The sequence below is a fragment of the Janibacter sp. YB324 genome (assembly GCF_014217915.1).
GTDB lineage: Bacteria > Actinomycetota > Actinomycetes > Actinomycetales > Dermatophilaceae > Janibacter > Janibacter indicus.
On record NZ_CP060120.1, the window covers coordinates 1,349,552 to 1,372,111 of the forward strand.

General features: G+C 72.3%; 20 protein-coding genes. 8 read left to right on the forward strand and 12 right to left on the reverse strand.

Annotation, left to right across the window (positions count from 1 at the left end):
* Window positions 1-53: 53 nt before the first annotated feature.
* Window positions 54-734: a lipoyl(octanoyl) transferase LipB gene (gene lipB / locus H7A72_RS06495; RefSeq protein ID WP_185222037.1), complete on the reverse strand. Its 681-nt coding sequence runs from the start codon at window positions 732-734 to the stop codon at window positions 54-56.
* A gap of 75 nt (window positions 735-809) precedes the next feature.
* On the opposite strand from lipB, the gene H7A72_RS06500 reads away from it, so the two are divergent.
* The gene (locus tag H7A72_RS06500; RefSeq protein ID WP_159451169.1) at window positions 810-2,438 is read left to right on the forward strand and encodes a serine/threonine-protein kinase; all 1,629 of its coding nucleotides are present in this window, start codon (window positions 810-812) and stop codon (window positions 2,436-2,438) included.
* Between the two features lie 15 nt (window positions 2,439-2,453).
* Here the strand turns inward: H7A72_RS06500 and H7A72_RS06505 are convergent, their stop codons facing one another.
* From H7A72_RS06505 to H7A72_RS06525, 5 genes are all read right to left on the reverse strand, one after another.
* The gene (locus tag H7A72_RS06505; RefSeq protein ID WP_084450499.1) at window positions 2,454-3,356 is read right to left on the reverse strand and encodes a TIGR01777 family oxidoreductase; all 903 of its coding nucleotides are present in this window, start codon (window positions 3,354-3,356) and stop codon (window positions 2,454-2,456) included.
* 1 nt (window position 3,357) lies between these two features.
* Window positions 3,358-5,247 carry a 2-oxoglutarate dehydrogenase, E2 component, dihydrolipoamide succinyltransferase gene (gene sucB, locus H7A72_RS06510; protein WP_185222038.1) on the reverse strand — a complete coding sequence of 630 codons (1,890 nt, stop codon included), beginning with the start codon at window positions 5,245-5,247 and terminating at the stop codon, window positions 3,358-3,360.
* A 43-nt stretch (window positions 5,248-5,290) separates the two neighbouring features.
* Window positions 5,291-8,191, reverse strand: a complete 2,901-nt coding sequence (locus tag H7A72_RS06515) for a glycosyltransferase (RefSeq protein ID WP_185222039.1) — start codon at window positions 8,189-8,191, stop codon at window positions 5,291-5,293.
* A gap of 87 nt (window positions 8,192-8,278) precedes the next feature.
* Entirely contained in the window at window positions 8,279-9,673 is a 1,395-nt protein-coding gene (gene lpdA, locus H7A72_RS06520) for a dihydrolipoyl dehydrogenase (protein WP_185222040.1), read from the reverse strand.
* A 444-nt stretch (window positions 9,674-10,117) separates the two neighbouring features.
* A complete protein-coding gene (locus H7A72_RS06525) occupies window positions 10,118-11,605 on the reverse strand; it encodes a leucyl aminopeptidase (protein WP_185222041.1) in 1,488 nt (495 codons plus the stop codon).
* An 83-nt stretch (window positions 11,606-11,688) separates the two neighbouring features.
* Between H7A72_RS06525 and gcvT the strand changes: the two genes are divergently transcribed.
* Both gcvT and H7A72_RS06535 read left to right on the forward strand, forming a co-directional pair.
* Window positions 11,689-12,795 (forward strand): glycine cleavage system aminomethyltransferase GcvT, encoded by a 1,107-nt coding sequence (gene gcvT, locus H7A72_RS06530; RefSeq protein WP_084450494.1) that lies wholly within the window; start codon window positions 11,689-11,691, stop codon window positions 12,793-12,795.
* Window positions 12,792-13,010 carry a hypothetical protein gene (locus tag H7A72_RS06535; protein WP_072624385.1) on the forward strand — a complete coding sequence of 73 codons (219 nt, stop codon included), beginning with the start codon at window positions 12,792-12,794 and terminating at the stop codon, window positions 13,008-13,010. The genes gcvT and H7A72_RS06535 overlap by 4 nt, the downstream gene beginning before the upstream one ends.
* Window positions 13,011-13,019: 9 nt before the next feature.
* Here H7A72_RS06535 and H7A72_RS06540 read toward each other — a convergent pair whose 3' ends face one another.
* The gene (locus tag H7A72_RS06540; protein WP_084450493.1) at window positions 13,020-13,592 is read right to left on the reverse strand and encodes a DUF3043 domain-containing protein; all 573 of its coding nucleotides are present in this window, start codon (window positions 13,590-13,592) and stop codon (window positions 13,020-13,022) included.
* Window positions 13,593-13,657: 65 nt separating this feature from the next.
* On the opposite strand from H7A72_RS06540, the gene H7A72_RS06545 reads away from it, so the two are divergent.
* Both H7A72_RS06545 and H7A72_RS06550 read left to right on the forward strand, forming a co-directional pair.
* Complete coding sequence (locus H7A72_RS06545; RefSeq protein ID WP_185222042.1) at window positions 13,658-15,025, forward strand: dipeptidase; 1,368 nt, start codon at window positions 13,658-13,660, stop codon at window positions 15,023-15,025.
* Between the two features lie 3 nt (window positions 15,026-15,028).
* Window positions 15,029-15,625 carry a hypothetical protein gene (locus H7A72_RS06550; protein WP_072624388.1) on the forward strand — a complete coding sequence of 199 codons (597 nt, stop codon included), beginning with the start codon at window positions 15,029-15,031 and terminating at the stop codon, window positions 15,623-15,625.
* Between the two features lie 534 nt (window positions 15,626-16,159).
* On the opposite strand, the gene H7A72_RS06555 is transcribed toward H7A72_RS06550, so the two are convergent.
* Both H7A72_RS06555 and H7A72_RS06560 read right to left on the reverse strand, forming a co-directional pair.
* Window positions 16,160-16,375 (reverse strand): hypothetical protein, encoded by a 216-nt coding sequence (locus tag H7A72_RS06555; protein ID WP_185222043.1) that lies wholly within the window; start codon window positions 16,373-16,375, stop codon window positions 16,160-16,162.
* Complete coding sequence (locus tag H7A72_RS06560) at window positions 16,372-17,064, reverse strand: helix-turn-helix domain-containing protein (protein WP_084450489.1); 693 nt, start codon at window positions 17,062-17,064, stop codon at window positions 16,372-16,374. The genes H7A72_RS06555 and H7A72_RS06560 overlap by 4 nt, the downstream gene beginning before the upstream one ends.
* A gap of 140 nt (window positions 17,065-17,204) precedes the next feature.
* Here H7A72_RS06560 and H7A72_RS06565 point away from each other — a divergent pair, with 140 nt between their 5' ends.
* The gene (locus H7A72_RS06565) at window positions 17,205-17,702 is read left to right on the forward strand and encodes an O-acetyl-ADP-ribose deacetylase (RefSeq protein WP_185222044.1); all 498 of its coding nucleotides are present in this window, start codon (window positions 17,205-17,207) and stop codon (window positions 17,700-17,702) included.
* On the opposite strand, the gene H7A72_RS06570 is transcribed toward H7A72_RS06565, so the two are convergent.
* Window positions 17,678-18,184, reverse strand: a complete 507-nt coding sequence (locus tag H7A72_RS06570; RefSeq protein WP_185222045.1) for a zinc-binding dehydrogenase — start codon at window positions 18,182-18,184, stop codon at window positions 17,678-17,680. The two genes, H7A72_RS06565 and H7A72_RS06570, sit on opposite strands and share 25 nt — an antisense overlap.
* 96 nt (window positions 18,185-18,280) lie before the next feature.
* On the opposite strand from H7A72_RS06570, the gene H7A72_RS06575 reads away from it, so the two are divergent.
* The gene (locus H7A72_RS06575; protein ID WP_185222046.1) at window positions 18,281-19,321 is read left to right on the forward strand and encodes a glutathione S-transferase family protein; all 1,041 of its coding nucleotides are present in this window, start codon (window positions 18,281-18,283) and stop codon (window positions 19,319-19,321) included.
* Window positions 19,322-19,349: 28 nt separating this feature from the next.
* Here H7A72_RS06575 and H7A72_RS06580 read toward each other — a convergent pair whose 3' ends face one another.
* Complete coding sequence (locus tag H7A72_RS06580) at window positions 19,350-20,012, reverse strand: maleylpyruvate isomerase family mycothiol-dependent enzyme (RefSeq protein WP_185222047.1); 663 nt, start codon at window positions 20,010-20,012, stop codon at window positions 19,350-19,352.
* Between the two features lie 126 nt (window positions 20,013-20,138).
* On the reverse strand, window positions 20,139-21,350 hold the full coding sequence (gene nadA / locus H7A72_RS06585; RefSeq protein WP_143445476.1) for a quinolinate synthase NadA: 1,212 nt from the start codon (window positions 21,348-21,350) through the stop codon (window positions 20,139-20,141).
* Between the two features lie 40 nt (window positions 21,351-21,390).
* On the opposite strand from nadA, the gene H7A72_RS06590 reads away from it, so the two are divergent.
* Window positions 21,391-22,557 carry a glycerate kinase gene (locus H7A72_RS06590; RefSeq protein ID WP_185222048.1) on the forward strand — a complete coding sequence of 389 codons (1,167 nt, stop codon included), beginning with the start codon at window positions 21,391-21,393 and terminating at the stop codon, window positions 22,555-22,557.
* The last annotated feature ends 3 nt before the right edge of the window (window positions 22,558-22,560 follow it).

Consider the following 22,560-nt stretch of genomic DNA (forward strand, 5'->3'; position numbering starts at 1 on the left):
GCAGCTCTCCTGGCAATCTCGGTGACCCCGGTGGTGTCCGGAGTCACTCCAGACTACGCCTCCACCCGCTGTGCCGATGCAGCCCCCGTGGTCAGGGGCAGGTCCTCGGTCATCACCTCGAGCAGGTGGGCTCTGGCCGAAGGGAGGATGTCGGCCACCGTGATCTCGCGACCGGTCTCGAGGGCCAGTGTGGAGACGTCGGCATCGGGGATGCCGCAGGGGACGATCGTCTGCGTCCACGACAGGTCGCAGTCGACGTTGAGGCTGAAGCCGTGCATGGCGACGTCGCGCGAGACGCGGATGCCGATCTGGCCGAGCTTGCGGTCGCGGGCACCGTCGATGCCGGGCACCCAGATGCCCGAGCGCCCCGGTACCCGGGTCGCGGTGACGCCGACGTCGGCGGCGACCCGGATCATCATCTCCTCGAGACGGCGCACGTGGGCGATGACGTCACGTCGGCCCGGCAGGTGGGCGATCGGGTAGCCGACGAGCTGGCCTGGGCCGTGCCAGGTGATCTTGCCGCCGCGGTCGACGTCGATGACGGGCGTGCCGTCCATCGGTCGCTCGTGGGGCTCGGTGCGCTTGCCGGCGGTGTAGACGGCCGTGTGCTCGAGCAGCAGGGTCGTGTCCTCGAGCTCGCCGGCGACGACGGCCGCATGGACCCGCTTCTGGTGCTCCCACGCGGTCAGGTAGTCGACGGTGTCTGGCGCGAAGCCGAGCTCCTCGAAACGCATGGCCGCCAGCCTACGCCGCGGCACCCTGTGGAAATCTCGGCGGCCGGATCGGCGATCTGGGACAGGCTGGGGCGCATGGACGAGATCCCGCCCCAGGTCCCCGGCTACCGCCTGACCCGCCTGCTCGGGACCGGCTCGACGTCGACGGTTTGGCGGGCCCGGCGCGAGGTCGACGACGAGCTGGTGGCGGTTAAGCTGCTGCGGGGTGGGGCCGACGACGACGCGCTGCGTGAGTGGACGCTGCTCCAGCACGCGGCTGACGAGCACGTCGTCACCCTCCACGAGGTCCTCGACGTCGACACTGACGACGGTCCAGCGACCGCGCTCGTCCTCGAGCTGCTCTCGGGCGGCAGCCTCGGTCAGGTCGTGGCCCAGCGCGGGCACCTGACGCCGGGGGAGACGGTCACCGTCATCGCCCCGATCGCGCGCGCCCTCGCGGGCCTGCACGATCTCGGTGTCGTCCACGGTGACCTCAGCCCGGGCAATGTCCTGCTCGACAGCACCGGTCGTCCCGTCCTCGCGGACCTGGGCTTCTCCCGCCTCACCGGGGAAGCCCCCGGCGACGTGCACGGCACCGACGGCTACGTCGCCCCAGAGGTCCTCGACGGCGAGGAGCCCACCCGGGCGAGTGACGTCCACGCGCTCGGGGCGCTCGCCTGGCTCTGCCTCGTCGGGGCTCCTCCCGGGCACGTCGCCGACCGGCTCGACCTGCGCTCGCACCTGGCCGGCGACGCCGAGCTGGTCGAGGCCGTCGAGTCCTGCCTTGCCGGTGACCCGGCGGCCCGACCGGAGGCCGACGAGGTGGCGGTCGCGGTCTTCGACGCGGCCGTCGCCCAACCCCTGCGCATGACCTCTCCCGGCGACGTCGCCTCGGGTCTGACACGGCGCATCCGCGAGGCCGCCGCCCAGGACGCGGTCGAGACACCGCGGTGGCAGCTCGAGCTGGCCTCCGCCGGCGAGCCCGAGCCCCGCCGCCGGTGGTGGCAGCGACGACCGCCCGTCGACAGCGATGTCGAGGTCCCGCCGGCGTCCTCGCGTCGGGGTCGTCACGCGGCGCCACGTCGCCGTGACGAGCCCGTGGACCTCACCGTCGACCACGAGGCCTCGCAGACCCGGGCGATCGCCCGATCGGCGGCCGAGACGCCGGGTGGTCGCCGGGTCGCCGCTGCCGTCGTGGTCGCGCTGACGCTGGCCCTCGCGGTCGTCGTCCCGTGGCGCCAGCTGGCTGCCGCCGATGACGAAGGGGGTGCCGCCCCGTCGACCGCCGCCGTCACCTCTCCCTCGGGCCAGCAGGTGCTCACCGACCGCGGCGCACCGCGCGAGGCACCGGTGCGTCTGGCCCAGGAGCTGACCTCGATGCGCCAGTCCGTCGTCACCGACCTCGACCCCGTGGTGCTCCGAGCGCTCGACGAGCCGGGGTCGCCGGCCGCCGTGCGCGACCACGAGCTCATCGAGAGCCTCGAGTCGAGCGGGCACCGCTACCGCGGCGTCGAGATGACCGTGCGCACGGCCAGCCTGCAGCGCACGAGCGGCTCGACCGCGGTGCTGAGCACCGTCGTCGACGAGAGCGCCTACGAGGTCGTGGCCCGCGACGGGTCGCGGCAGCAGCGCCCGGCCCGGCGGGGTCAGCAGGCTGACCTCGTCCTGGCCTGGGACGGTCAGCGGTGGCGGGTGCGCGACGTGCGGGCACCCGACGGGCCGTGAGCGGTGCGACCCGGGTCAGGCGATGAGGTCGTCGAGAGCGTCCTCGACGACCCGGTGCCGATGCTCGAAGCCGAGCTCCTGCAACCGCTGCGGCAGCACACGGGCTGAGGCCAGCGCCTCGTCGGCGAACTGGCCGAGCGCCACCCGCATCGCGGCCCGGGGGGCCGGCACGATCGCGGGCCGGTGCAGCCGCCGCCCGATCTCACGCGCCAGGTGGCGCTGGCGGACGGGGTGGGGCGCGGCGAGGTTGACCGGGCCGACGATCGAGGCGTCCTCGACGAGGCGCGTGTAGGCACCCACGACGTCGTCGAGCGAGATCCACGGCGTCCACTGACGGCCCGAGCCCAGTGGCCCGCCGAGCCCCAGCCGGCCGACGCGCAGCATGGGCACGAACGCCCCGCCATGTGTCGCCAGGACGATGCCGGTGCGCGCGTGGGCCACGGGGACCCCGGCTGCGCGGGCCGGGGCGGCCGCCGCCTCCCAGTCGCGCACGACACCGGCGAGGTAGGAGCGGCCGGGGGCAGAGGCCTCGGTCAGCACCTCGTCGCCCCGGTCGCCGTAGAAGCCGACGGCCGACGCGGTCACGAGCCGGGTCGGTCCGGCGCCGGCGGCCACGACGCGGGCGACGAGGTCCGTCCCGTGCACCCGTGAGGTGCGGATGAGCATCTTGTAGGTCGGGGTCCAGCGTCGGTCGCCGACACCGGCGCCCGCGAGGTGCACGACGGTGTCGACGTCGGCGAGGACCGCCGGGTCCAGCTGCCGACGCGACGGGTCCCACGGACGTTCGTGGTCCCCCTTCGGCAGGCGTCGCACGAGGTGGACCACCTCGTGGCCGTCAGCCTCCAGAGACGACGACAGCGCGCCGCCGATCAGCCCGGATGCTCCGGTGATGGCGACGCGCTGTTGTCGTGAGGTCATCTCAGGCCTCGAAGCGGCCTTCCTCCAGACGGGCCTTGACGGTCCCGAGGAAGCGGGCCGCGTCGGCGCCGTCGACGACCCGGTGGTCGTAGGTGAGGGCCAGGTACATCATCGACCGGATCGCCAGCGTCTCCCCACCGTCGTCGGTCGTGATGACGACCGGGCGACGCACGATGGCGCCGGTGCCGAGCATCGCGACCTGCGGCTGGTTGAGGATCGGGGTGTCGAAGAGCGCACCCCGGCTGCCGGTGTTGGTGATGGTGAAGGTCCCGCCCGACAGGTCGTCCGGCGTGATCTTGTTGTTGCGTGTGCGGTCGGCGACGTCGGCGATCGCCCGGGCGAGACCGGCGACGTTGAGGTCACCGGCGTTCTTGACGACCGGCGTGAGCAGGCCGCGCTCGGTGTCGACCGCGATCGAGAGGTTCTCCTGACCGTGGTAGACGATCTCATCGCCCTCGACGCTGGCGTTGATGCCCGGGTGCGCCTTCAGGGCCTCGGCCGTGGCCTGGGCGATGAAGGGCAGGAAGGAGAGCTTGGTGCCCTCCCGCTGGGCGAAGTCGGCCTTCGCGGCGTCGCGCACGCGAGCCACCTTGGTCATGTCGACCTCGACGACCGTCGTCAGCTGGGCGGAGACCTGCAGCGACTCGACCATCCGCTCGGCGATGACCTTGCGCAGGCGGGTCATCTTCTCGCGGGTGCCGCGCTTGGACTGCGGGACGTTGGACTCCAGACCGGCCGGGACGCCCGCGGGAGCCGCAGCAGCGGGAGCCGCAGCCGGAGCGGCAGCGGCCGGAGCAGCAGCCTCCTGCGGCTGGTTCTTCGCCTTGGCGGCGTCGAGCACGTCCTGCTTGCGGATGCGGCCGCCGATGCCGGTGCCCTCGACCTGCGAGAGGTCGATGCCGTTGTCGGCGGCGAGCTTGCGCACCAGCGGGGTCACGTAGGCGGCGGCGTCACCACCGGAGGCGGCGGGCGCCTCCTGCTTCGGGGCCTCCTTGGGCGCCTCCTGCTTCGGCTCCTCCTTGGGGGCCTCGGCCTTGGGCTCCTCCTTGGGCGCCTCCTGCTTCGGCTCCTCCTTGGGGGCCTCGGCCTTCGACTCCTCGGCCTTGGGCTCCTCCTTGGGCGCCTCCTGCTTCGGCTCCTCCTTGGGGGCCTCGGCCTTCGACTCCTCAGCCTTGGGCTCCTCCTTGGGGGCCTCGGCCTTCGGCTCCTCCTCCGGCTCCTCGGCAGCCGGGGCGGAACCGCCACCGGAGCCACCGACGATCGCCAGGTCGGCGCCGACCCCGACGGTCTCGTCCTCCTGGACGAGGATCTTGGTCAGGGTGCCGGCGACGGGGGAGGGGATCTCGGTGTCGACCTTGTCGGTCGAGACCTCGAGCAGCGGCTCGTCGACCTCGACCGTGTCACCCTCGGCCTTGAGCCAGCGCGAGACGGTGCCCTCGGTGACGGACTCGCCGAGGGCCGGCATGGCCACCGTGGTGCCCTCGCCGTCGCCCGAGGACGAGGCCTCGGCGGCCGGTGCCTCCTGCTCGGCGGGCTCCTCGGTGGCGGGCTCCTCGGCAGGGGCCTCTTCGGTGGCGGACTCCTCGGCAGGAGACTCCTCGGCGGCCGGCTCCTGTGCGGAGTCGTCGCCCGAGTCGGAGGAGGCCGGGGCGTCACCGTCACCGATGACGGCGAGGTCGGCACCGACCTCGACGGTCTCGTCCTCCTCGACGAGGATCTCCTGGATCGTGCCCGCGACGGGCGACGGGATCTCGGTGTCGACCTTGTCGGTCGAGACCTCGAGCAGCGGCTCGTCGACCTCAACCGTGTCGCCCACGTTCTTGAGCCATCGCGTCACGGTGCCCTCGGTCACGGACTCACCCAGTGCCGGCATGGCAACCCGCTCAGACATGCGCCTCTGCTCCTTCTATCGAGATGGGATTCGTCACAGACTCTCACGAGTCGGTGTGCTGTTGTCCACGGGGCCCGCGTCGCGAGGCAGAGATCTCCGCCTCGCGACGACGCAGCTCGTCCTCGTGGCGGCGCCACGACGACTGGTAGGAGACATAGCCGTCGACCCACGGCTTCTGGCCGCCGGCCCAGTGGATGATCTTGGGGTCCACGACGTCTTCCTGGGAGGGGCGGGCATTCCACCCGGGGGCCAGGCTCAGCCGGTCGGCGCCGACGTAGACGTTGAGGATGTGCTGGTCGTGCATGCCGAAGTTGTTGGCATACGGCAGGAAGCGCTCGCAGAAGTTGTCCGCGCGCATCCGGGCGAGGTCGAGCACCATGATCCCGGCGTTGAAGCCGACGAAGTCGAAGCGGTGCCGACGGGTCTCGCGGCGGATGAGCTCCGACCCCATGCCCGGAGCCAGCTCCTTGAGCGAGGCGGGGTTGAAGATGTTGGTGTAGCCGCTCTGCATCGAGCTGGCCTCGGAGTCGCGGGCGGCGATCGCCGTGCCCTGCAGGTCCGTCTCGTAGAGCTCGGCGATGTCGGCCACGGGCAGTGCGTCGATGTCGTGGTATACGACCCGGTCGACGTCGGTCAGCAGCTCGGGCAGCACCAGGCGGTCCATGGTCGAGACGGTGATGTGCGGGATCATCGCGTGGATGTCGCCGTAGGTCACCTCGTCGCACGGCCACCACGTGAAGGACACCGTCGGGAAGAGCGCGGCCGCCCGGTCGAAGTCGGCCTGCTCGTGCTCACGGACCAGGACGTTGAGGTGGATCGGCCGGCTCGCGTGCTCGACGAGCCCGTCGACGACGACGAGGAACTGGTCCTTGAGGTTGCCGTCGAGGGCCAGGACGATCTCCATCTCGTCACCGGCCGGTGCGTCCTGGGTGCGCGGCACGTCGACACGGCCGGCGCGGATCGTGGCGACTGCCTCGTCGATGTCCACGAGCGAAGGGAGCTCCACCTCCTGCTCGTGGCGAGCCCGAGCGGCGGCGACGCGCTCGACGGTCACCTCGGTCCACGCCTCCCGGACGGTGGCCTCGTCCTCGCCGCGCAGGATCGCGGCCATGACGGGCTCGAGCAGGTCGGCGATGCCCTTGCCCATCTCGAAGACCTCGTCGTCGGTGAGCGGCGCCAGACCGGCGAAGCGGATGTCGGAGGGGTTGCGCGGCGAGAAGTCGACGGCGCACCCGAGGCTGCGGGCCGGCAGGTAGGCGTGCAGTCGCCCGGTGACGACCTTGCCGTAGGCACTCGCGTAGTCGTCGAGGCTCGACAGCGCCGTGCGCAGGTTGTCGACCATGCCGGCAGCGCGCACGTCGGGGCGCTCGTTGCGCACGCGCAGGGCCCCCTTGGGAGCGGGCAGGTCGATCCACACGGTCGGGGCATCGGCCGGCCGCGCGGGCGTCTCGTCGGGGCGCACGTAGCGCACCGTCGTCGTCAGGCACCCGGAGAAGAAGGCTGGGATGCCCTGGCCGAGCAGCAGGTCGACGGTCGAGTGGTCGCGGCAGCCGATCGGTGCGTGGGCCTTGAGGTGCTCGATGGTCTCGTCGGTGAGCAGTGCCCGCTTGTTGAGGTGGAAGGAGACGTAGATCGGCCGCAGGTGCTCCGGGAAGGGGAAGTCGTGGCGCACGCCGCCGAGCTTGTGGGCGTACCAGCCGAAGGCGATCATCCACGTGCCCTCGGGCACCTGTGAGTAGCTCGAGGCGTCGCGGTCGACCTGGTGCACGCTCACCTGCGCCTCGGGCGAGTCGACCCGCAGGTCCGCCGGGACCCGCGCCTGCAGGTCCCGGGCGAAGCGCCCGAGGTCGCTGTCGTCGAAGCGCGCCCCGGTGTGCCGCACGAGGTGCGACATCGACGCGATGGTCTGGACGTAGTCCCCGATGTTGCTCGAGGTGTTGCGCGGGTCGGGCTGGTCGTAGCCGATGACGCCGATCGAGACATTGCCCTCGGCGGCGGGCGAAGGGGAGGCCGGTCCGGCAGCGATGCGGGGCGCCCAGCGCGCCATCCAGGTGCGGTCGATCTCGAGCACCGTCGCTTCGTCCTCGGAGAGCTCGCCGCCGGCGAGGTCCTCGGCGGCGGCCGTGTCGAAGCGCTCGGCCAGACGGGTGCACAGGTCACCCAGCCCCAGGCCCATGGCGCGCCGGGTGAGGGTGAGCCACGTGTGCGCGCTCAGCGGCCCGGTGTGCGCCAGGGCGCGCTCCACGGCCGAGCGGGCGAGTGTGGCGTCGTGCTGACCCGCGAGGAGGACGTACTCGCTCGGCGCGTGCTCGAGCCACACCTCGTCGGGCAGCGTCGACAGCCGCTCCCAGGCGAACTTCGGCAGACCCATCTGGTGCGCGATGAGACCGGTCGCGAGCGCGCCCGCCTGCCGGGTGGGCTCGTTGTCGTAGAGCCACTGGGCGATCTGCCGGGCGACGGTCACCTGGGGCGAGCCCTGGGCGCCGCGCACGAGGTCGGTCACCGCGGCCTCGAACCCGCGCCCGGTCGCCAGCGTCGTGGCGAACCTGGCGCGCGTATTGAGCCACTTCAGCTCGCGCTCCTGCTCCCTGCGGACCTCGGCCTCGGGTGCCTTGCCGGGCGCCGGACCAAGCTCGCTCGGCAGGCGGTGGCCGCCCGCGGCGGCGAGGAGCCCGCGGTGGGCGTAGCCGAGGCCGCTGGCACGCTCGCTCGCGGCGTCACGACGCTGCTCGGCCCGGCGCACCTCGGCCTTGAGCGAGGAGACCTGCTCGCGCGCCTCGTCGCGCTGCTCACGGGCCCGATCACGCTCCTGACGGGCACGCTCCAGTCGCTCCTTGGTCTCGTCGAGGCGGCCACGGACCTCGTCGACCCCGCCGACCTTGGCTGCGGTCTGCTTGGTGAGGCGCTTGGCGGCGCGGGGCAGTGAACGAGGGTCGGGGCTCATGTCTCTCCGGGGTCGCTGAAGGGTGTGCGGACCAGACTAGGACGGCGGGCGTCGGGATGCGTCCGACGCGCCGCCGCCCTCGCGGGATCAGGCGTGCGCGTGCAGCGGCCGCCCGGCGGCGAGCATGGCCGCCTCGCCGAAGGCCTCGCCCTGGCTCGGGTGGGCGTGGACCAGGGGGGCGATGTCCTCGGGGTGGGCCTCCCACCCGACGGCCAGCTGGGCCTCGCTGATCAGCTCGCTCACACCGAGCCCGACCATGTGCACGCCGAGCACCGGACCGTCCTTGGCCCGCACGAGGGTCACGGACCCGGTCGTGCCCCGGATGATGCTGCGGCCGTTGCCGCCCAAGGGATAGGTGACGGTCTCGACGTCGTGACCGGCCCCCTTCGCCGCGTCCGTCCCTAGCCCGACGGAGGCGATCTCGGGGTCGCAGTAGGTCACCTTGGGGATCGTCACGTCGTCGACCGGCGCCGGGTCGAGCCCGGCGAGGTCCTCGGCGACGAAGATGCCGTGGGCGAAGCCGCGGTGGGCCAGCTGCAGCCCCGGCACGAGGTCGCCGACGGCACGCACGCCCTCGACGCTGGTCCGCAGCCGCTCGTCCGTCGGCACGAAGCCACGGTCGACGGTCACCCCCGCCTCCTCGAAGCCGAGGCCCTCGCTGCACGGGCCCCGCCCCACGGCGACGAGGACGAGGTCGACCTCGAGCGCGTCGCCGCCCTCGAGGTGGACCACGGCGCGCTCGTCGTCGGCCTCGACGGAGGCGACCCGGGTGGACGTCTTCGCGGTGATGCCGCGCTTCTTGAACTCACGCGTCAGGTGCTTGGAGATCGACGGCTCCTCGGCAGCGACGATCCGGTCGAGCGCCTCGACGACCGTCACCTCGGCGCCGAAGCTGCGCAGCATCGACGCGAACTCGACGCCGATGACGCCACCGCCGAGGACCGCGACGCGCTGCGGGATCGCCTCGAGGTTCATCGCCTGGTCGCTCGTCATCACGCGGGGGCCGAGCTCGACTCCCGGGAGCGTGCGGGCGTACGAACCGGTCGCCAGCACCACGGTCTTCGCGCTGACCGTCCGGACGCCCTCTACGGTCTCGACCGAGACCGTGGAGGCGTTGACGAGTCGCCCGCGACCGGCGACGACCTCGATGCCGGCCTGACCGATGAGACCCGTCAGACCCTTGTGGAGCTGACCGACGACCTTGTCCTTGCGGGCGTGCAGGGCCGCGGTGTCGATGCCCTCGAAGCTCGTGAGGATCCCGTGCGCCGCCCCGGTGCGGGCACCGTCGGCCAGCTCGGCCGCGTGCAGCAGCGCCTTGGTCGGGATGCACCCGCGGTGCAGGCAGGTCCCGCCGATCTTGTCCTCCTCGACGAGCGCAACCTTCATCCCGAGCTGGGCGGCGCGCAGGGCGCAGGCATAGCCGCCGCTGCCGGCTCCGAGGATCACGAGATCGAAGGGGGTCGAGGTCGCGGGGTCTGCCACGAGATGCTCCTTTGCACGGGGGTGTGTCCGGGGTCACGGACCGGCCCCAGCGTAAGGGGTCCGCATGCCGTCCTGTGCCTCGGTCGTAGGGCTGGGGAGGTGGCTGGGTCCGCGGTCGCAGGGCTGGGGGTGGCCCTAAGAAGAAGTCCGGCCGCTGGGCATGACACGTCACGTCATGCGGGCAGCCGGACTTCTTCATGAGTCGGGCCGACCCCCACCCTGCGCCCGCTCCCCGGGGCCGTCACCTCGGTCCCGGGCGGACCTGCTGAGCAGACACGGGGGTGGGGGTCGGCCCGACTCATGGGAAAGTCCCGACCCTGCTACGCCTCGTGAGATGCGTGCGGCAGGAGTCGGGACTTTCCTTAGGGCCACCCCCAGCCCCCGTGGCTGCGGCGGGCGGGCCCTTCGAGACGGTCGCGGGGCGACCTCCTCAGGGACCGGGTGTCAGGCGAGGTTGGCGAGGTGCTCCAGGAGGGTGCCGACGGCGACGCCGGTGGCGCCCTTGGGCAGGTGGCCGGTCGCGCCGCCCTCGTTGAAGGAGGGGCCGGCGATGTCGAGGTGGGCCCAGGGGATCAGCTCGCCGTCGGCGTCCTTGGCGAACTCCTGCAGGAACAGGCCCGCGGTGAGGGCGCCGCCCATGCGGTCGCCCTTGTGGGCGATGTCGGCGGTGGGGGAGTCGAGGCCGGCGCGCAGGGCCGTCGGGAGCGGGAGCGGCCAGCTCGGCTCGTCGGCGCGGTCGGCGGCCTCGGTGATCGCCGTGCGCAGCTCCTCGTCGTTGCCCATGACGCCGAAGATGTGCGGGCCGAGGGCGACGACGCAGGCTCCGGTGAGGGTGGCGACGTCGAGGATCTGGTCGGGGCCGGACTCGGCGGCCAGGGACATGCCGTCGGCGAGGACCATGCGGCCCTCGGCGTCGGTGTCGAGGATCTCGACGGTCATGCCGTTGCGCATGGTGACGACGTCACCGGGGCGCTGTGCGTTGCCGCCGGGCATGTTCTCGGCGAGGCAGAGGTAGCCGGTGACCGCGACGTCGAGCTCGAGCTCGGCGGCGGCGACGACGGTCGCGGCCACGGCGGCGGCGCCGGCCATGTCGGACTTCATCGTGGCCATGCTGGCGGAGGGCTTGATGCACACGCCGCCGGTGTCGAAGGTGATGCCCTTGCCGACGAGCGCGACGTGCGGCTTCTTGCCGCGCGGGCTGTAGGAGAGGGTGACGATGCGCGGCGGGCGGCTGCTGCCCTGGCCGACGCCGACGATGCCGCCGAAGCCGCCCTCGACGAGCGCCTTGTCGTCGAGCACCTCGACCTTGAGCTTGCCGGAGGAGGCCTTGGCCACCTGCTGCACCTGCTCGGTGAAGGACTGCGGGTAGAGCAGGTTGGGCGCGGTGTTGACGAGGTCGCGGGCCCAGGCGACGTTGCGCGCGATGGTCGCGGCCGTCTTGAGGACCTCCTTGGGGGCGGCCTTGCGGTCGAGCGCGGAGAAGACGGTGACCTCCCGCTCCTCCTGCTCGCCCGCAGCGGACTTGTGCGCGGTGAAGGTGTAGTCACCGGCCAGCGCGCCCTCGCCGATGGCGGCCAGGTCGGCGTCGTCGTCGTGGGGGAGGGCGATGGCGACGGAGCCCTTGCCCGCGGCGCGGACGGCGGAGCCGGCGGCACGACGAAGGGAGTCGGTCCCCCCTTCGCCCTGCTCCTCGCCCAGCCCGACGAGCACGACCTTGGTGGCCTTGAGGCCGGGGACCGCGGGGATGGTGGTGGTGGCGCCGACCGTGGTGCTCACCTCGAGAGCCGGCAGGACCGCCTCCAGGTGCGCTGCGGCGGACTTCGGCAGGTCCGCGCTCGCGACGGCGGTCGGCTGCGAGCCGGTGACACCCAGGACGAGGGTGCGGCCGGACCAGGCGGCGAGGGAACGGGAACCGAGGATCAGCGAGGGCACGTGAAGGGCACCTTTCGGGCGGGAGGACGGTGGATGTACCACGGGCAGGCTATCCCGGATGCCGAGACGGTAGCGTCTGGGCCATGACCGCCAGTGACGCCCTGCGCACCTCACCGATCCACGAGCGCCACGTCGCGCTCAACGCCAAGATGGCCGACTTCGGGGGCTGGGAGATGCCCATCGAGTACCCCGGCGGCGGGGTCGTCGCCGAGCACACGGCCGTGCGCGAGCGGGTCGGCATCTTCGACGTCAGCCACCTGGGCAAGGCCCGGGTCTCCGGCACCGGCGCGGCCGAGCTGGTCAACTCCACGCTGACCAACGACCTCGGCCGGATCGGCCCGGGCAAGGCGCAGTACACGTTGTGCTGCAACGAGTCCGGTGGTGTCGTCGACGACCTCATCGCCTACCTGCGCAGCGACGACGACGTCTTCCTCATCCCCAACGCCGCCAACACCGCGACCGTCGTCGCGATGCTCCAGGAGGCCGCGCCCGAGGGCGTCGAGGTCACCGACCTGCACGAGGACTACGTCGTCCTCGCCGTCCAGGGGCCCCAGAGCGACGAGGTGCTCACCTCGATGGGGCTGCCCGTCGACCACGACTACATGTCCTACGACGACGCCCAGTGGCAGGGGCACGACATCACCGTCTGCCGCACCGGCTACACCGGCGAGCGCGGCTACGAGCTCGTCGCCCCGGCCGCCGCCGGCCTGGAGCTGTGGGACGCGCTCGTCGAGGCCATGGCTCCCTTCGACGGGCTGCCCTGCGGCCTCGGTGCCCGCGACACCCTGCGCACCGAGATGGGCTACCCGCTCCACGGCAACGACCTGTCGCCCGAGATCACGCCGGTCATGGCGCGCTCGGCGTGGGCCGTCGGGTGGGACAAGGAGTCCTTCTGGGGCAAGGACGCGCTCGTCGCCCAGCGCGTGGCCAAGTCCTCGCGCCTGCTGCGCGGCCTGCTCGTCACCGGCCGCGGGATCCCGCGCAGCCACTGCGCGGTGCTCGTCGACGGCGCCGAGGTCGGTGAGGTCACCTCCGGCACCTTCAGTCCGACGCTCAAGCAGGGCATCGCGCTCGCGCTGCTCGAGCGGTCGGTCGCCGAGGGCGACGAGGTCGTCATCGACGTGCGCGGCCGCGAGGTCGCTGCCACGGTGACCAAGCCCCCCTTCGTCGAGGTGCAGGTCAAGGCATGAGCGAGGAGTTCACCGAGACCTACCGCTGGCGCCTCGAGGACGAGGCGGGGCAGCCGCTGGCGTCCGAGCACTCGGTGCCCTTCCCGACGCAGGCCGACGCCGAGGCGTGGTTCACCGAGTCCTGGCAGGACCTCGCCGACGCCGGCGTGGCCCAGGTCAGCCTGCTGCGCGAGGCCGAGGTCGTCTACGGCCCGATGCCGCTGTCGGCCGGCTGAGCGAGGGCCTCAGAGGCTCGCGCCGCGCTCGACCTGCGGCTTGGGCATGCGCGTGCGGCGCATCTGGAAGGCCCGCATGCTCTGGTACATGCCCAGGCCGCGCAGCGGGGTGTCGGCGCCGAAGCGCTCGAGGATCTTGACCTTGGTGCGGCGCCACAGCAGCCACACGTCGACGACGGCGATGAGGATGAGGACGTAGACGCCGAGGAAGACGTAGGTCGCCCAGGTCCCGGCGAAGAGGCTGAGCACGAGCACCGCGAGCATGAGCGGCAGGAGCAGCTCGCCGAGGTTGAAGCGCACATCGACGCTGTCGCGGACGAAGCGCCGCACGGGCCCCTTGTCGCGCGCGGGCAGGTGCCGGTCGTCGCCGGTGACCATGGCCTCGCGCATCTTCATCGAGGCCTCACGACGGGCCTCGCGGTCGGCGCTCTTGGCCGCCTTGCGGTCGTTGGTGACGAGGGGACGCTTGCGTGCCGCCTCCTGGTCACGCCGCTTGGGCGTGGGCCGGTTCTTGGCGCCCTCGCGGTGGGGGCGCTCCTGCACCGGGGAGGCGGGCTTCTCGTCCTTCTTGCGTCCGAACACGAGGAGAACTCTAGGTGCACCGCGCCGGTCGGTCGGAGCCGGTCGTCCGCGATAGCGTCTGCCGCGTGACCGACACCACCCTTACCGCAGACCAGATCGAGACCCTGCGCGCCCGCGTGCGCGAGCTGATGCCGCAGGTGCGCGCCGACCTCGAGGACCTCACCCGGATCCCGAGCGTCAGCCTCGACTCCTTCGACCAGGCCCACGTCCAGGCCTCCGCCGAGCGCACCGCCGAGCTGTTGCGCGCGGAGGGCCTCGACGTCGAGATCGTGAGCGAAGGGGGACGCCCCGCCGTCATCGGGCACGTCGACGGCCCCGAGGGCGCGCCGACCGTGCTGCTCTACGCGCACCACGACGTGCAGCCGCCCGGTGACCTCGACGACTGGGACTCCGACCCCTTCGAGCCGGTCGAGCGCGATGGTCGCCTCTACGGCCGCGGCGCCGCCGACGACAAGGCAGGCGTCATGGCGCACGTCGCCGCGCTGCGCGCCCACTCGGGCAACCTGCCGGTCGGTGTGACGATCTTCGTCGAGGGCGAGGAGGAGATCGCCAGCGAGTCGCTGCCGCGGCTGCTCGAGCGTCATGGCGACCGCCTGACCTCTGATGCGATCGTCCTCGCGGACTCGCTCAACTGGGCCATCGGCACGCCCGCGCTCACGACGACCCTGCGCGGCTCCCTTCGCGCCGTCGTCACCGTGCGCACCCTCGACCACGGCGTGCACTCCGGCATGTTCGGCGGCGCCTGCCCCGACGCGATCACCTCGCTGTGCCGGCTCATGGCGACCCTGCACGACGACCAGGGTGACGTCGCGATCGAGGGGCTCGTCCACGAGGACGCGCCCGAGATCGACTACGACGAGGCGCGGCTGCGCGAGGAGTCGGGGCTGCTCGACGCCACCGAGCTCATCGGCACCGGCTCGATCCCCTCGCGGCTGTGGACCAAGCCGGCCGCCGTGGTCATCGGCATCGACGCGCCCGCCGTCGACGAGGCGGGCAATGTCCTCGCCGCGAGCGCCCGCGCCAAGATCAACCTGCGGCTCAACCCGACCCAGGACCCGGCCGAGGCGTGGGAGGCGCTGCAGCGCCACCTGCAGGAGCACGCCCCGTGGGGTGCGACCGTCGAGGTCGAGCTCGACGAGCAGGGCTGGGGCTTCGCGGCCGATGCGCAGGGGCCGGTCTACGACCAGGCTCGGGCGGCCTTCGCCGACGCCTGGGGCACCGACCCGGTCGACGTGGGCATCGGCGGTTCCATCCCCTTCGTCCAGGCATTTGCGGAGCGCTTCCCCGACGCCGCGATCCTCGTCACCGGTGTCGAGGACCCCGACACCCGCGCCCACGGGGCCAACGAGTCGCTGCACCTGGGTGAGTTCGAGAAGGTGTGCGTCGCCGAGGCGCTGCTGCTCGCCCGCCTCGGCGCGATGCCACGGGGCTGACCCGTGCCGCAGAGCGCGGAGGAGATCTACGAGCTGACCAGAGCGCGGACGGATGTCCCCGACCTGGGTTTCGTGGAGTGGCCGGCCTTCCCATGGGTGGCCGACGGTAGTCGGATCGTGGCCAAGGAGCTCGACCCGCCCACCGACGTCGACCGCGTCCGCGACGGCGAAGGGGGCCGCGACTGCTGGCGCTGCGACCACCCCGACGAGGGGGTGGTCTGGAGCAACGAGCGCTGGGTGCTCTCGGCCGATCGCGAGGGGCGCGGCGGTCTGCTGGCGTTGTGGTTGCAGACCCGCGAGCACATGGACTTCGGCGACATGGACGAGGACCTCGCGGGGGAGTGGGGGCGGCTCGTGCACCGCCTGCACAACGCGATGCTCGCCCTGCCCAACGCCGGTCGCGTCCACCTTGGCAAGTGGGGCGACGGGAGTGCCCACCTGCACACCCTCGCGATGGTCCGGCCGGCGCGCCTGCCGCAGGTCATCGGCTCCTTCGCCGTCGAGTGGGACGACATCCTGCCGCCGGTGCCCGAGGAGGTCTGGCAGCGCGAGGTCGACGAGGTCGTCGCGGTGATGGCCAACGCGGAGGCCTGGGGGTGAGTCGCCGGATCGTCCGACGGAGTGCCCCTACGGTCCGGGCGCAGCCTGTCGGAGCACCGCGATCGCCACGCGTGCATCTGGCGTGAGGCTGACGCCCGAGAAGGGATCGTCCAAGCGCCGAAGAGCCGGGTGCAGATGATGCACGTCGCGTGGTGTCAGGGGGTCGAGGTCAAGATCGCGAGACCGCAGCAGATGCAACAGCACGGCGAGGTCGTGGAGGTGTCGCGCTGGTCGCGGGTCGTCGTTGGCGAGTGCCGCGGCCTTGGCGACCAAGCAACCCACCAGTCTCGGTCGAGGAACGGCGCCCTCGACGGTGCCCACGCGAAGCGTCCCAGTGGTCGTGCGGTCCAGGGCCTGCTGGACCCCGTGGGACGCGAGGATGGGACGTCCAGCGACATCCAGCCGCTCGGCTCCTGTCGCGGCGGGGACGAGTACGTCGACAGTGGCTTCGCCCCTGATCCACCGAACTTGTGGCCCGTCGGGGGACGTGGTGCCGGGAGAAAAACCCATGTCGGCGAGGGCACCGGTCACTCTTCAAGCCACACCCGGATCGGCACGCACATTCAACCCGGCGTCGCCGTCGTCGGTGGGCCTCGCCGTGATGCCGCCCCGCTCCCACACGTGGAGGTGGATCATCTGTCCTCCGATCACCGTCCAACCGCCGGGAAATCGCCGCGCCAGCTCCAGCAGGGCGTGCCACGACTGCTCATGCGCGCGCAGGAGGGTGGGCGCGACGACGAGGGCGGTCATGAGTCGCTGCCAGCCGCACCGCGGAGCATCCGGAGTGCTTGTTCGTCCTCTCGCGGCGAGGCCCAGTCGGCCAGGGCGAGGAGCACTCGGGCGGGGGTCACGGGTGCCTCATCGACATGGAGGACGACGTTGGCCGGCTGACCGGTCGGTGGTGGCACCAGCCGGTGGCGTGCCACGACGTCGTCGACCTCGGTGGGGGCGACGTGGCCCTCGAACTCACCTGCGGGTGCCATCCCCGACAACGGGTGACTGATGCCCGTCACGGCCACTCCCGGATCATCGGCAACTGCTTCCGGGGATCCGAGGTGGACCAGAGCCAGACGCCGACCCCCAGGTGGGATCCAAGCGCGCAGGAGCGCCATGGCTTCAGGATCGTCGACGAGTTGGCGGGCGCGGGCCCGCGCCCGTGAGCGATCGCGATCGGTGGCAGCGTCGAGAAACGGAGAGGGAGCTCCGAGGAGCTCGTCGAGAGCGCCGAGGAGGGTCGCGGCCGACCGTGGGGACAGGGGCCTGCGGCGACGAGACTGGTGGACCTTCATCGACGCCACGGCCGACGCGGGGACGAGGAGCGCGTGTCCCATCCTCCGGGCGGGCAGGGCGCCGGACTCGATGAGCTGCCGGACGCGACGGTCGGACAGGCCGAGGTGCCGCGCCGCCATGGCCACCGGGACGTAGTCATCCAACTCCATGCCACAAGTATTCCGGCTAGGGAAGGGTTATGGCAAGGGTGCGTTCGTCCCCGCTGGTGGGGACCAAGCAGTTCGTCCCCGCTAATCCGCCCGTATCTCGCCACATCTCCACGGGTCTTCAGCGGGTGGAGACTGGCCCCATGCCGACGCTCACCGCAGTGCAGGGAGACATCACGACCCAGCAGGTCGACGCGATCGTCAACGCCGCCAACACCGCCATGCGCGGGGGCGGGGGAGTCGACGGTGCGATCCATCGTGCGGGAGGCCCGGCGATCCTCGAGGACTGCATCTCCCGCTTCCCCGACGGCCTGGCGACGGGTGACGCCGGGTGGACGACCGCGGGGAACCTCCCTTCGCGCTGGGTCATCCACACGGTCGGGCCCAACCACGCAGCGGGACAACGCGACCGGTCCCTCCTCACCTCCTGCTACCGGCGCAGCCTCGAGGTTGCCAACGAGCTGGGCGCGCGCTCGGTGGCCTTCCCGCTCATCAGCGCCGGTGTCTACGGCTGGCCCAAGGACGACGCGATCGCGGCTGCCGTCGAGACGATCAGGGCCGCGCGGACCACGGTCGAGGAGGTGCGGGTCGTCGCCTTCGACGAGGCCGCCTTCGATCAGGTGGCAGCGCGCTTGGCCTGAGGTGCCCTGACGACGACCGAGCCGACCTTGCGACCGGTGTCGACGTGGGTGTGGGCCGCGCACAGCTCGTCGAAGCCGTAGGTGCGATCGACGACCGGCCGGTACGCGCTGCTAGCGAGGAGTCGCTCGAGGTCGGCGGCCACCTCTGTCGTCGCGTGGGGGTAGGGGAAGCGCACGTGCCGCCGACCCAGCCGCCGCGTGACGGGGGAGGCGGCCGCGAGGTGCAGGACCGGGACGCCCTCGCCGAGGGCCTCGACCACCCCGGAGTACTCGGATCCGAGCACCGTCACCCGCGGTCGCGGCCACCCGCAGACGAGCCGGTTGATCCACGGCCGGCCGGAGCGGTAGGCGGTGTCCGTCCGGTTGACCGTCGTCGCGTGGACCCGGACGAGCAGCTCGCCCGGGCCGGGGGTGGGGTCGGGGATCGTCTTGTGGCGAAGGACGTCGGGTCCGCCGTACCGTGAACGGGTCGCTGCTCGCACGGAACCACCATGGCGAGCGACGGGGGAGGTGCGCCATGGGGGAGACCCCCGGTGTCACCACTGGAAATAAGTTCAACTTTCAACTAAAGTGGTGGCATGACACAGGGCAGCTACGTCGAGAAGGAATTCACCCGCGACACGACCTACATCGAGGACCGGATCACCTCGGACGGGTCGAGCGGCTGGCCGGTGGAGCCGGGGCGCTACCGCCTCGTCGTCTCCCGGGCCTGCCCGTGGGCCAACCGGGCGATCATCGTCCGCCGCCTCCTCGGCCTCGAGGACGTCATCTCGATGGGGATCACCGGCCCCACGCACGATGCCGACAGCTGGACCTTCGACCTCGACCCCGGCCACCTCGACCCGGTCCTGCAGATCCCGCGGATCAAGGACGCCTACCTCGCGCGCTTCCCCGACTACCCGAAGGGGATCACCGTCCCCGCGATGGTCGACGTGCCGAGCGGCCAGGTCGTGACCAACAACTTCCCGCAGATCACCGAGGACTTGTCGACCCAGTGGCGCGAGCACCACCGCGAGGGGGCGCCCGACCTGTGGCCCGAGCACCTGCGCGAGGAGATGGCGGTCGTCAACAAGCGGGTCTACACCGAGGTCAACAACGGCGTCTACCGCTGTGGCTTCTCCGGCGACCAGGCCGCCTACGAGGCCGCCTACGACCGGCTGTGGACCGCGATGGACTGGCTCGAGGAGCGGCTGTCGACCCGCCGCTACCTCATGGGCGAGCACATCACCGAGGCCGACGTGCGCCTCTTCACGACCCTGGCGCGCTTCGACCCCGTCTACCACGGCCACTTCAAGGCCAATCGCTCCAAGCTGTCGGAGATGCCGGTCCTGTGGGCCTATGCCCGCGACCTCTTCACGACGCCCGGCTTCGGTGACACGACCGACTTCGTGCACATCAAGAGCCACTACTACGAGGTCCACCGGGACATCAACCCGACGGGGATCGTGCCCGCGGGCCCGGACCTGGCCAACTGGCTGGAGCCGCACGGTCGCGAGGAGCTGGGCGGATCCCCCTTCGCCCCGGGGGCCACGCCCCCCGGCCCGCCGAGCGAAGGGGAGCGGGTTCCCGTCGCGCACAACCCCCTGCTCGACGAGACCGGGATGGTCCGCTCCGCCTGACCGCGTGCCGGCGCGGGCGAAGGGGAGGTCAGCCGCCCAGGCGCTCGCGTACCTTCGCGGCCCCGTCCCCGCCGATCCGGTCGAGGTAGGCCGGCCGGCCGCTCATGACCATGGCGAGCGCCTCGCAGGTGCCGGTGGCCGTGGGGCCGGGGTCGCCCCCTTCGTCCGTGGGGTCGTGGACCCAGTCGGTGTCGGTGGCCTCCCACCGCAGGCCGTCGAGGAGCCCCGGCGTCGGGACGAAGGACTCGCGGCCGCGCGGGGAGACGATGATCCCCAGAGCCGCCTGCCAGTGCTCCAGGGGGACGGTGGCGTCCAGACCCTGCGGCTCGGCGAGGTCACGCAGGTGGATGCACGAGTCGGTGAAGGGGCCGGCCCAGCCGATGTACCAGGGCTTCGACCCGGTGCGGGCGGGGTGCCGCAGCTCGGCCGCGATCTCCGCGAGCGGACGGTCACCCAGCCGGGCCGCGTGCACGTCGCAGGCGCTGGCCATCGACCGGTGCCGGGCGGCCGTCAGCAGGAAGCGCCACGACGGCACGTGCACCGGCTGCAGCATGTGTCCGGCGAGGGTGCGCACGTCCCAGTCGGTGCACAGCGTGGCGTCGCGAGCGTGGCCCTCACCGAGGGAGTCGAGGACATCGGCGAAGAGCCGCCGGTTGTCGGCGGTCCGGGCGAGGAGCTGGGCGTCGTCCACCGGCCCAGCCTGTCAGGGGCACTCGACAAGAGAAACCCTCCCTTCGCAAGGGTTTGGAACTCCTGCGAGGAGAGGGTTTCTCGGGTGACCCGGAAATCGTGGGGCCGATGTGACGCCGGAGCCGCCTCAGTCCTTCGACGTCTCGCCCGGCAGCGCGAGCATCTGGTCGAGCGCGACCTTGGCCCAGTGGGCGACGTCGGGGTCGACGGTGATCGGGTTGACGACGCGGCCCTCGACGAGCGACTCGAGCGCCCAGACGAGGTGGGGCAGGTCGATGCGGTTCATCGTCGAGCAGTAGCAGACGTTCTTCTCGAGGAAGCTGATCTGCTGGTCGGGGAACATCTGGCCCAGGCGCTGGACGAGGTTGAGCTCGGTGCCGACGACCCACTTCGTGCCGGCCGGCGCCTGCGAGACCACCTTGATGATCCGCTCGGTCGAGCCGACCTCGTCGGCCAGCTCGACGACCTCGTGACGGCACTCGGGGTGGACGATGACCTTGACGTCCGGGATCTCGCGCCGGGCCGTCTCGACGGCGTCGACCGTGAAGCGCCCGTGCACCGAGCAGTGCCCGCGCCACAGGATCATCCGCGCGTCGCGGATCTGCTCGGGCGTCAGGCCGCCCATCGGCAGGTGGGGGTTCCACACGACGCAGTCGTCGAGGTCGCGGCCGAGGTCGCGCGCCCAGGTGTTGCGGCCGAGGTGCTGGTCGGGCAGGAAGAGCACCTTGCCGGTGCCGTCGACCCCGCCCGTCTGGTCGAAGGCCCAGGTCAGGGCGGTCTGCGCGTTGGAGGAGGTGCAGATGGTCCCGCCGTGGCGCCCGGTGAAGCTCTTGATCGCCGCCGAGGAGTTCATGTAGGTCACCGGGATCGTCGACTCGGCGACGCCGGCCTCGACGAGCTCGTCCCAGCACTCCTGCACCTGGTGCAGTGCGGCCATGTCGGCCATCGAGCACCCGGCGGCGAGGTCCGGCAGCACGACGGTCTGCTCGTCGCTGGTGAGGATGTCGGCCGACTCGGCCATGAAGTGCACGCCGCAGAAGACGATGTAGGGCGCGTCGGGCCGCGCTGCCGCCTCCTTGGCCAGCTTGAAGGAGTCGCCGGTCGTGTCGGCGAACTCGATGACCTCGTCACGCTGGTAGTGGTGCCCGAGGACGAAGACCCGGTCGCCCAGTGCCTCCTTGGCCGCGCGGGCGCGCGCCACGAGGTCGGGGTCGGAGGGCGCGGGCAGGTCGCCCGGGCACTCGACGCCCCGCTCGGAGTGCGGGTCGGTGCCCTGCCCGAGGACGAGCAGGGAGAGGGGCTTCGGCGAGGACTGCGTCGGGGCGCTCACGGCAGGCATGATCCCACAGCGGCGCCGAGCGCCTCGGTAGAGTCCACGCGTGCACGTGCTCATCGCGCCCGACTGCTTCACCGGCACCCTCACCGCCACGCAGGCGGCCGAGGCGATGGCCACCGGCTGGCGCCGGCGTGCCCCCGACGACCTGCTGACCCTCGTGCCCCTCTCCGACGGTGGCCCCGGCTTCCTCGACGTCATCACCACCAGCCGCCCCGGTGACTCGACGATCGTCACGGTGAGCGGCCCCCGCGGCGGCTCCGTGCCGGCGGTCCTGCACATCACCACCGACGAAGGGGGGACCCGCACGGCCTGGGTGGAGTCGGCCCAGGCGATCGGCCTGCACCTGCTCGACGCGACCGAGCGTGACCCTCGGGTCACCACGACGCACGGGCTGGGCGAGCTGCTCGACGCCGCCCTGGCCCAGGACGTGCAGCGCATCGTCGTCGGCCTCGGCGGGTCGGGCACCAACGACGCGGGCGCGGGCATGCTCGCGGCGCTCGGCGCCCGGCCGCGCGAGGCGCTGAGTGGCGGGGGAGCGGGTCTCATCGCCGTCCGTGAGCCGGACCTCGCCGGGCTGGCCGCTGCGCGCGAGCGCTTCGCCGGGGTCGAGCTCGTCGCCGCGACCGATGTCGCCTCCCCGCTGCTCGGCCTGCAGGGCGCGAGCGCCGTCTTCTCCGAGCAGAAGGGCGCCACGCCCGAGGAGGCGCAGGTCCTCGAGGGCGCGCTGGGGCACTTCGCCGACGTCGTTCGGCGGGTGCTGCCCCCGGGCACCGACCTGCTCACCGGACGCGAGCGCCGTCTCGACCGAGAGCCCGGCGCCGGCGCCGCCGGCGGGGTCGGTTACGCCCTGCTGCTCCTCGGCGGTCGCCGGGTGAGCGGGGTCGAGACCGTGCTGTCGGCCGTCGGTCTCGAGCGGCTCGTCGCCGCCGCCGACCTCGTCATCACCGGCGAGGGGTGCCTCGACTGGCAGAGCCTGCAGGGCAAGGTCGTCGCCGGGGTCGCCGAGCTCGCCTCGGCCCACGCCACCCCCGCGGTCGCGCTCGCCGGCCAGGTCCTCATCGGGCGGCGCGAGGCCATGGCCATGGGCCTGGCGGGTAGCTACGCCGTGGCGGACAAGCACGCCGACCTCGCCCCGGTCATGGCCGACCCGGTGGGCACCCTCGCCGACCGGGCCGAGCGGGTGGCCGCCACGTGGTCACCGCGACGGTGACCC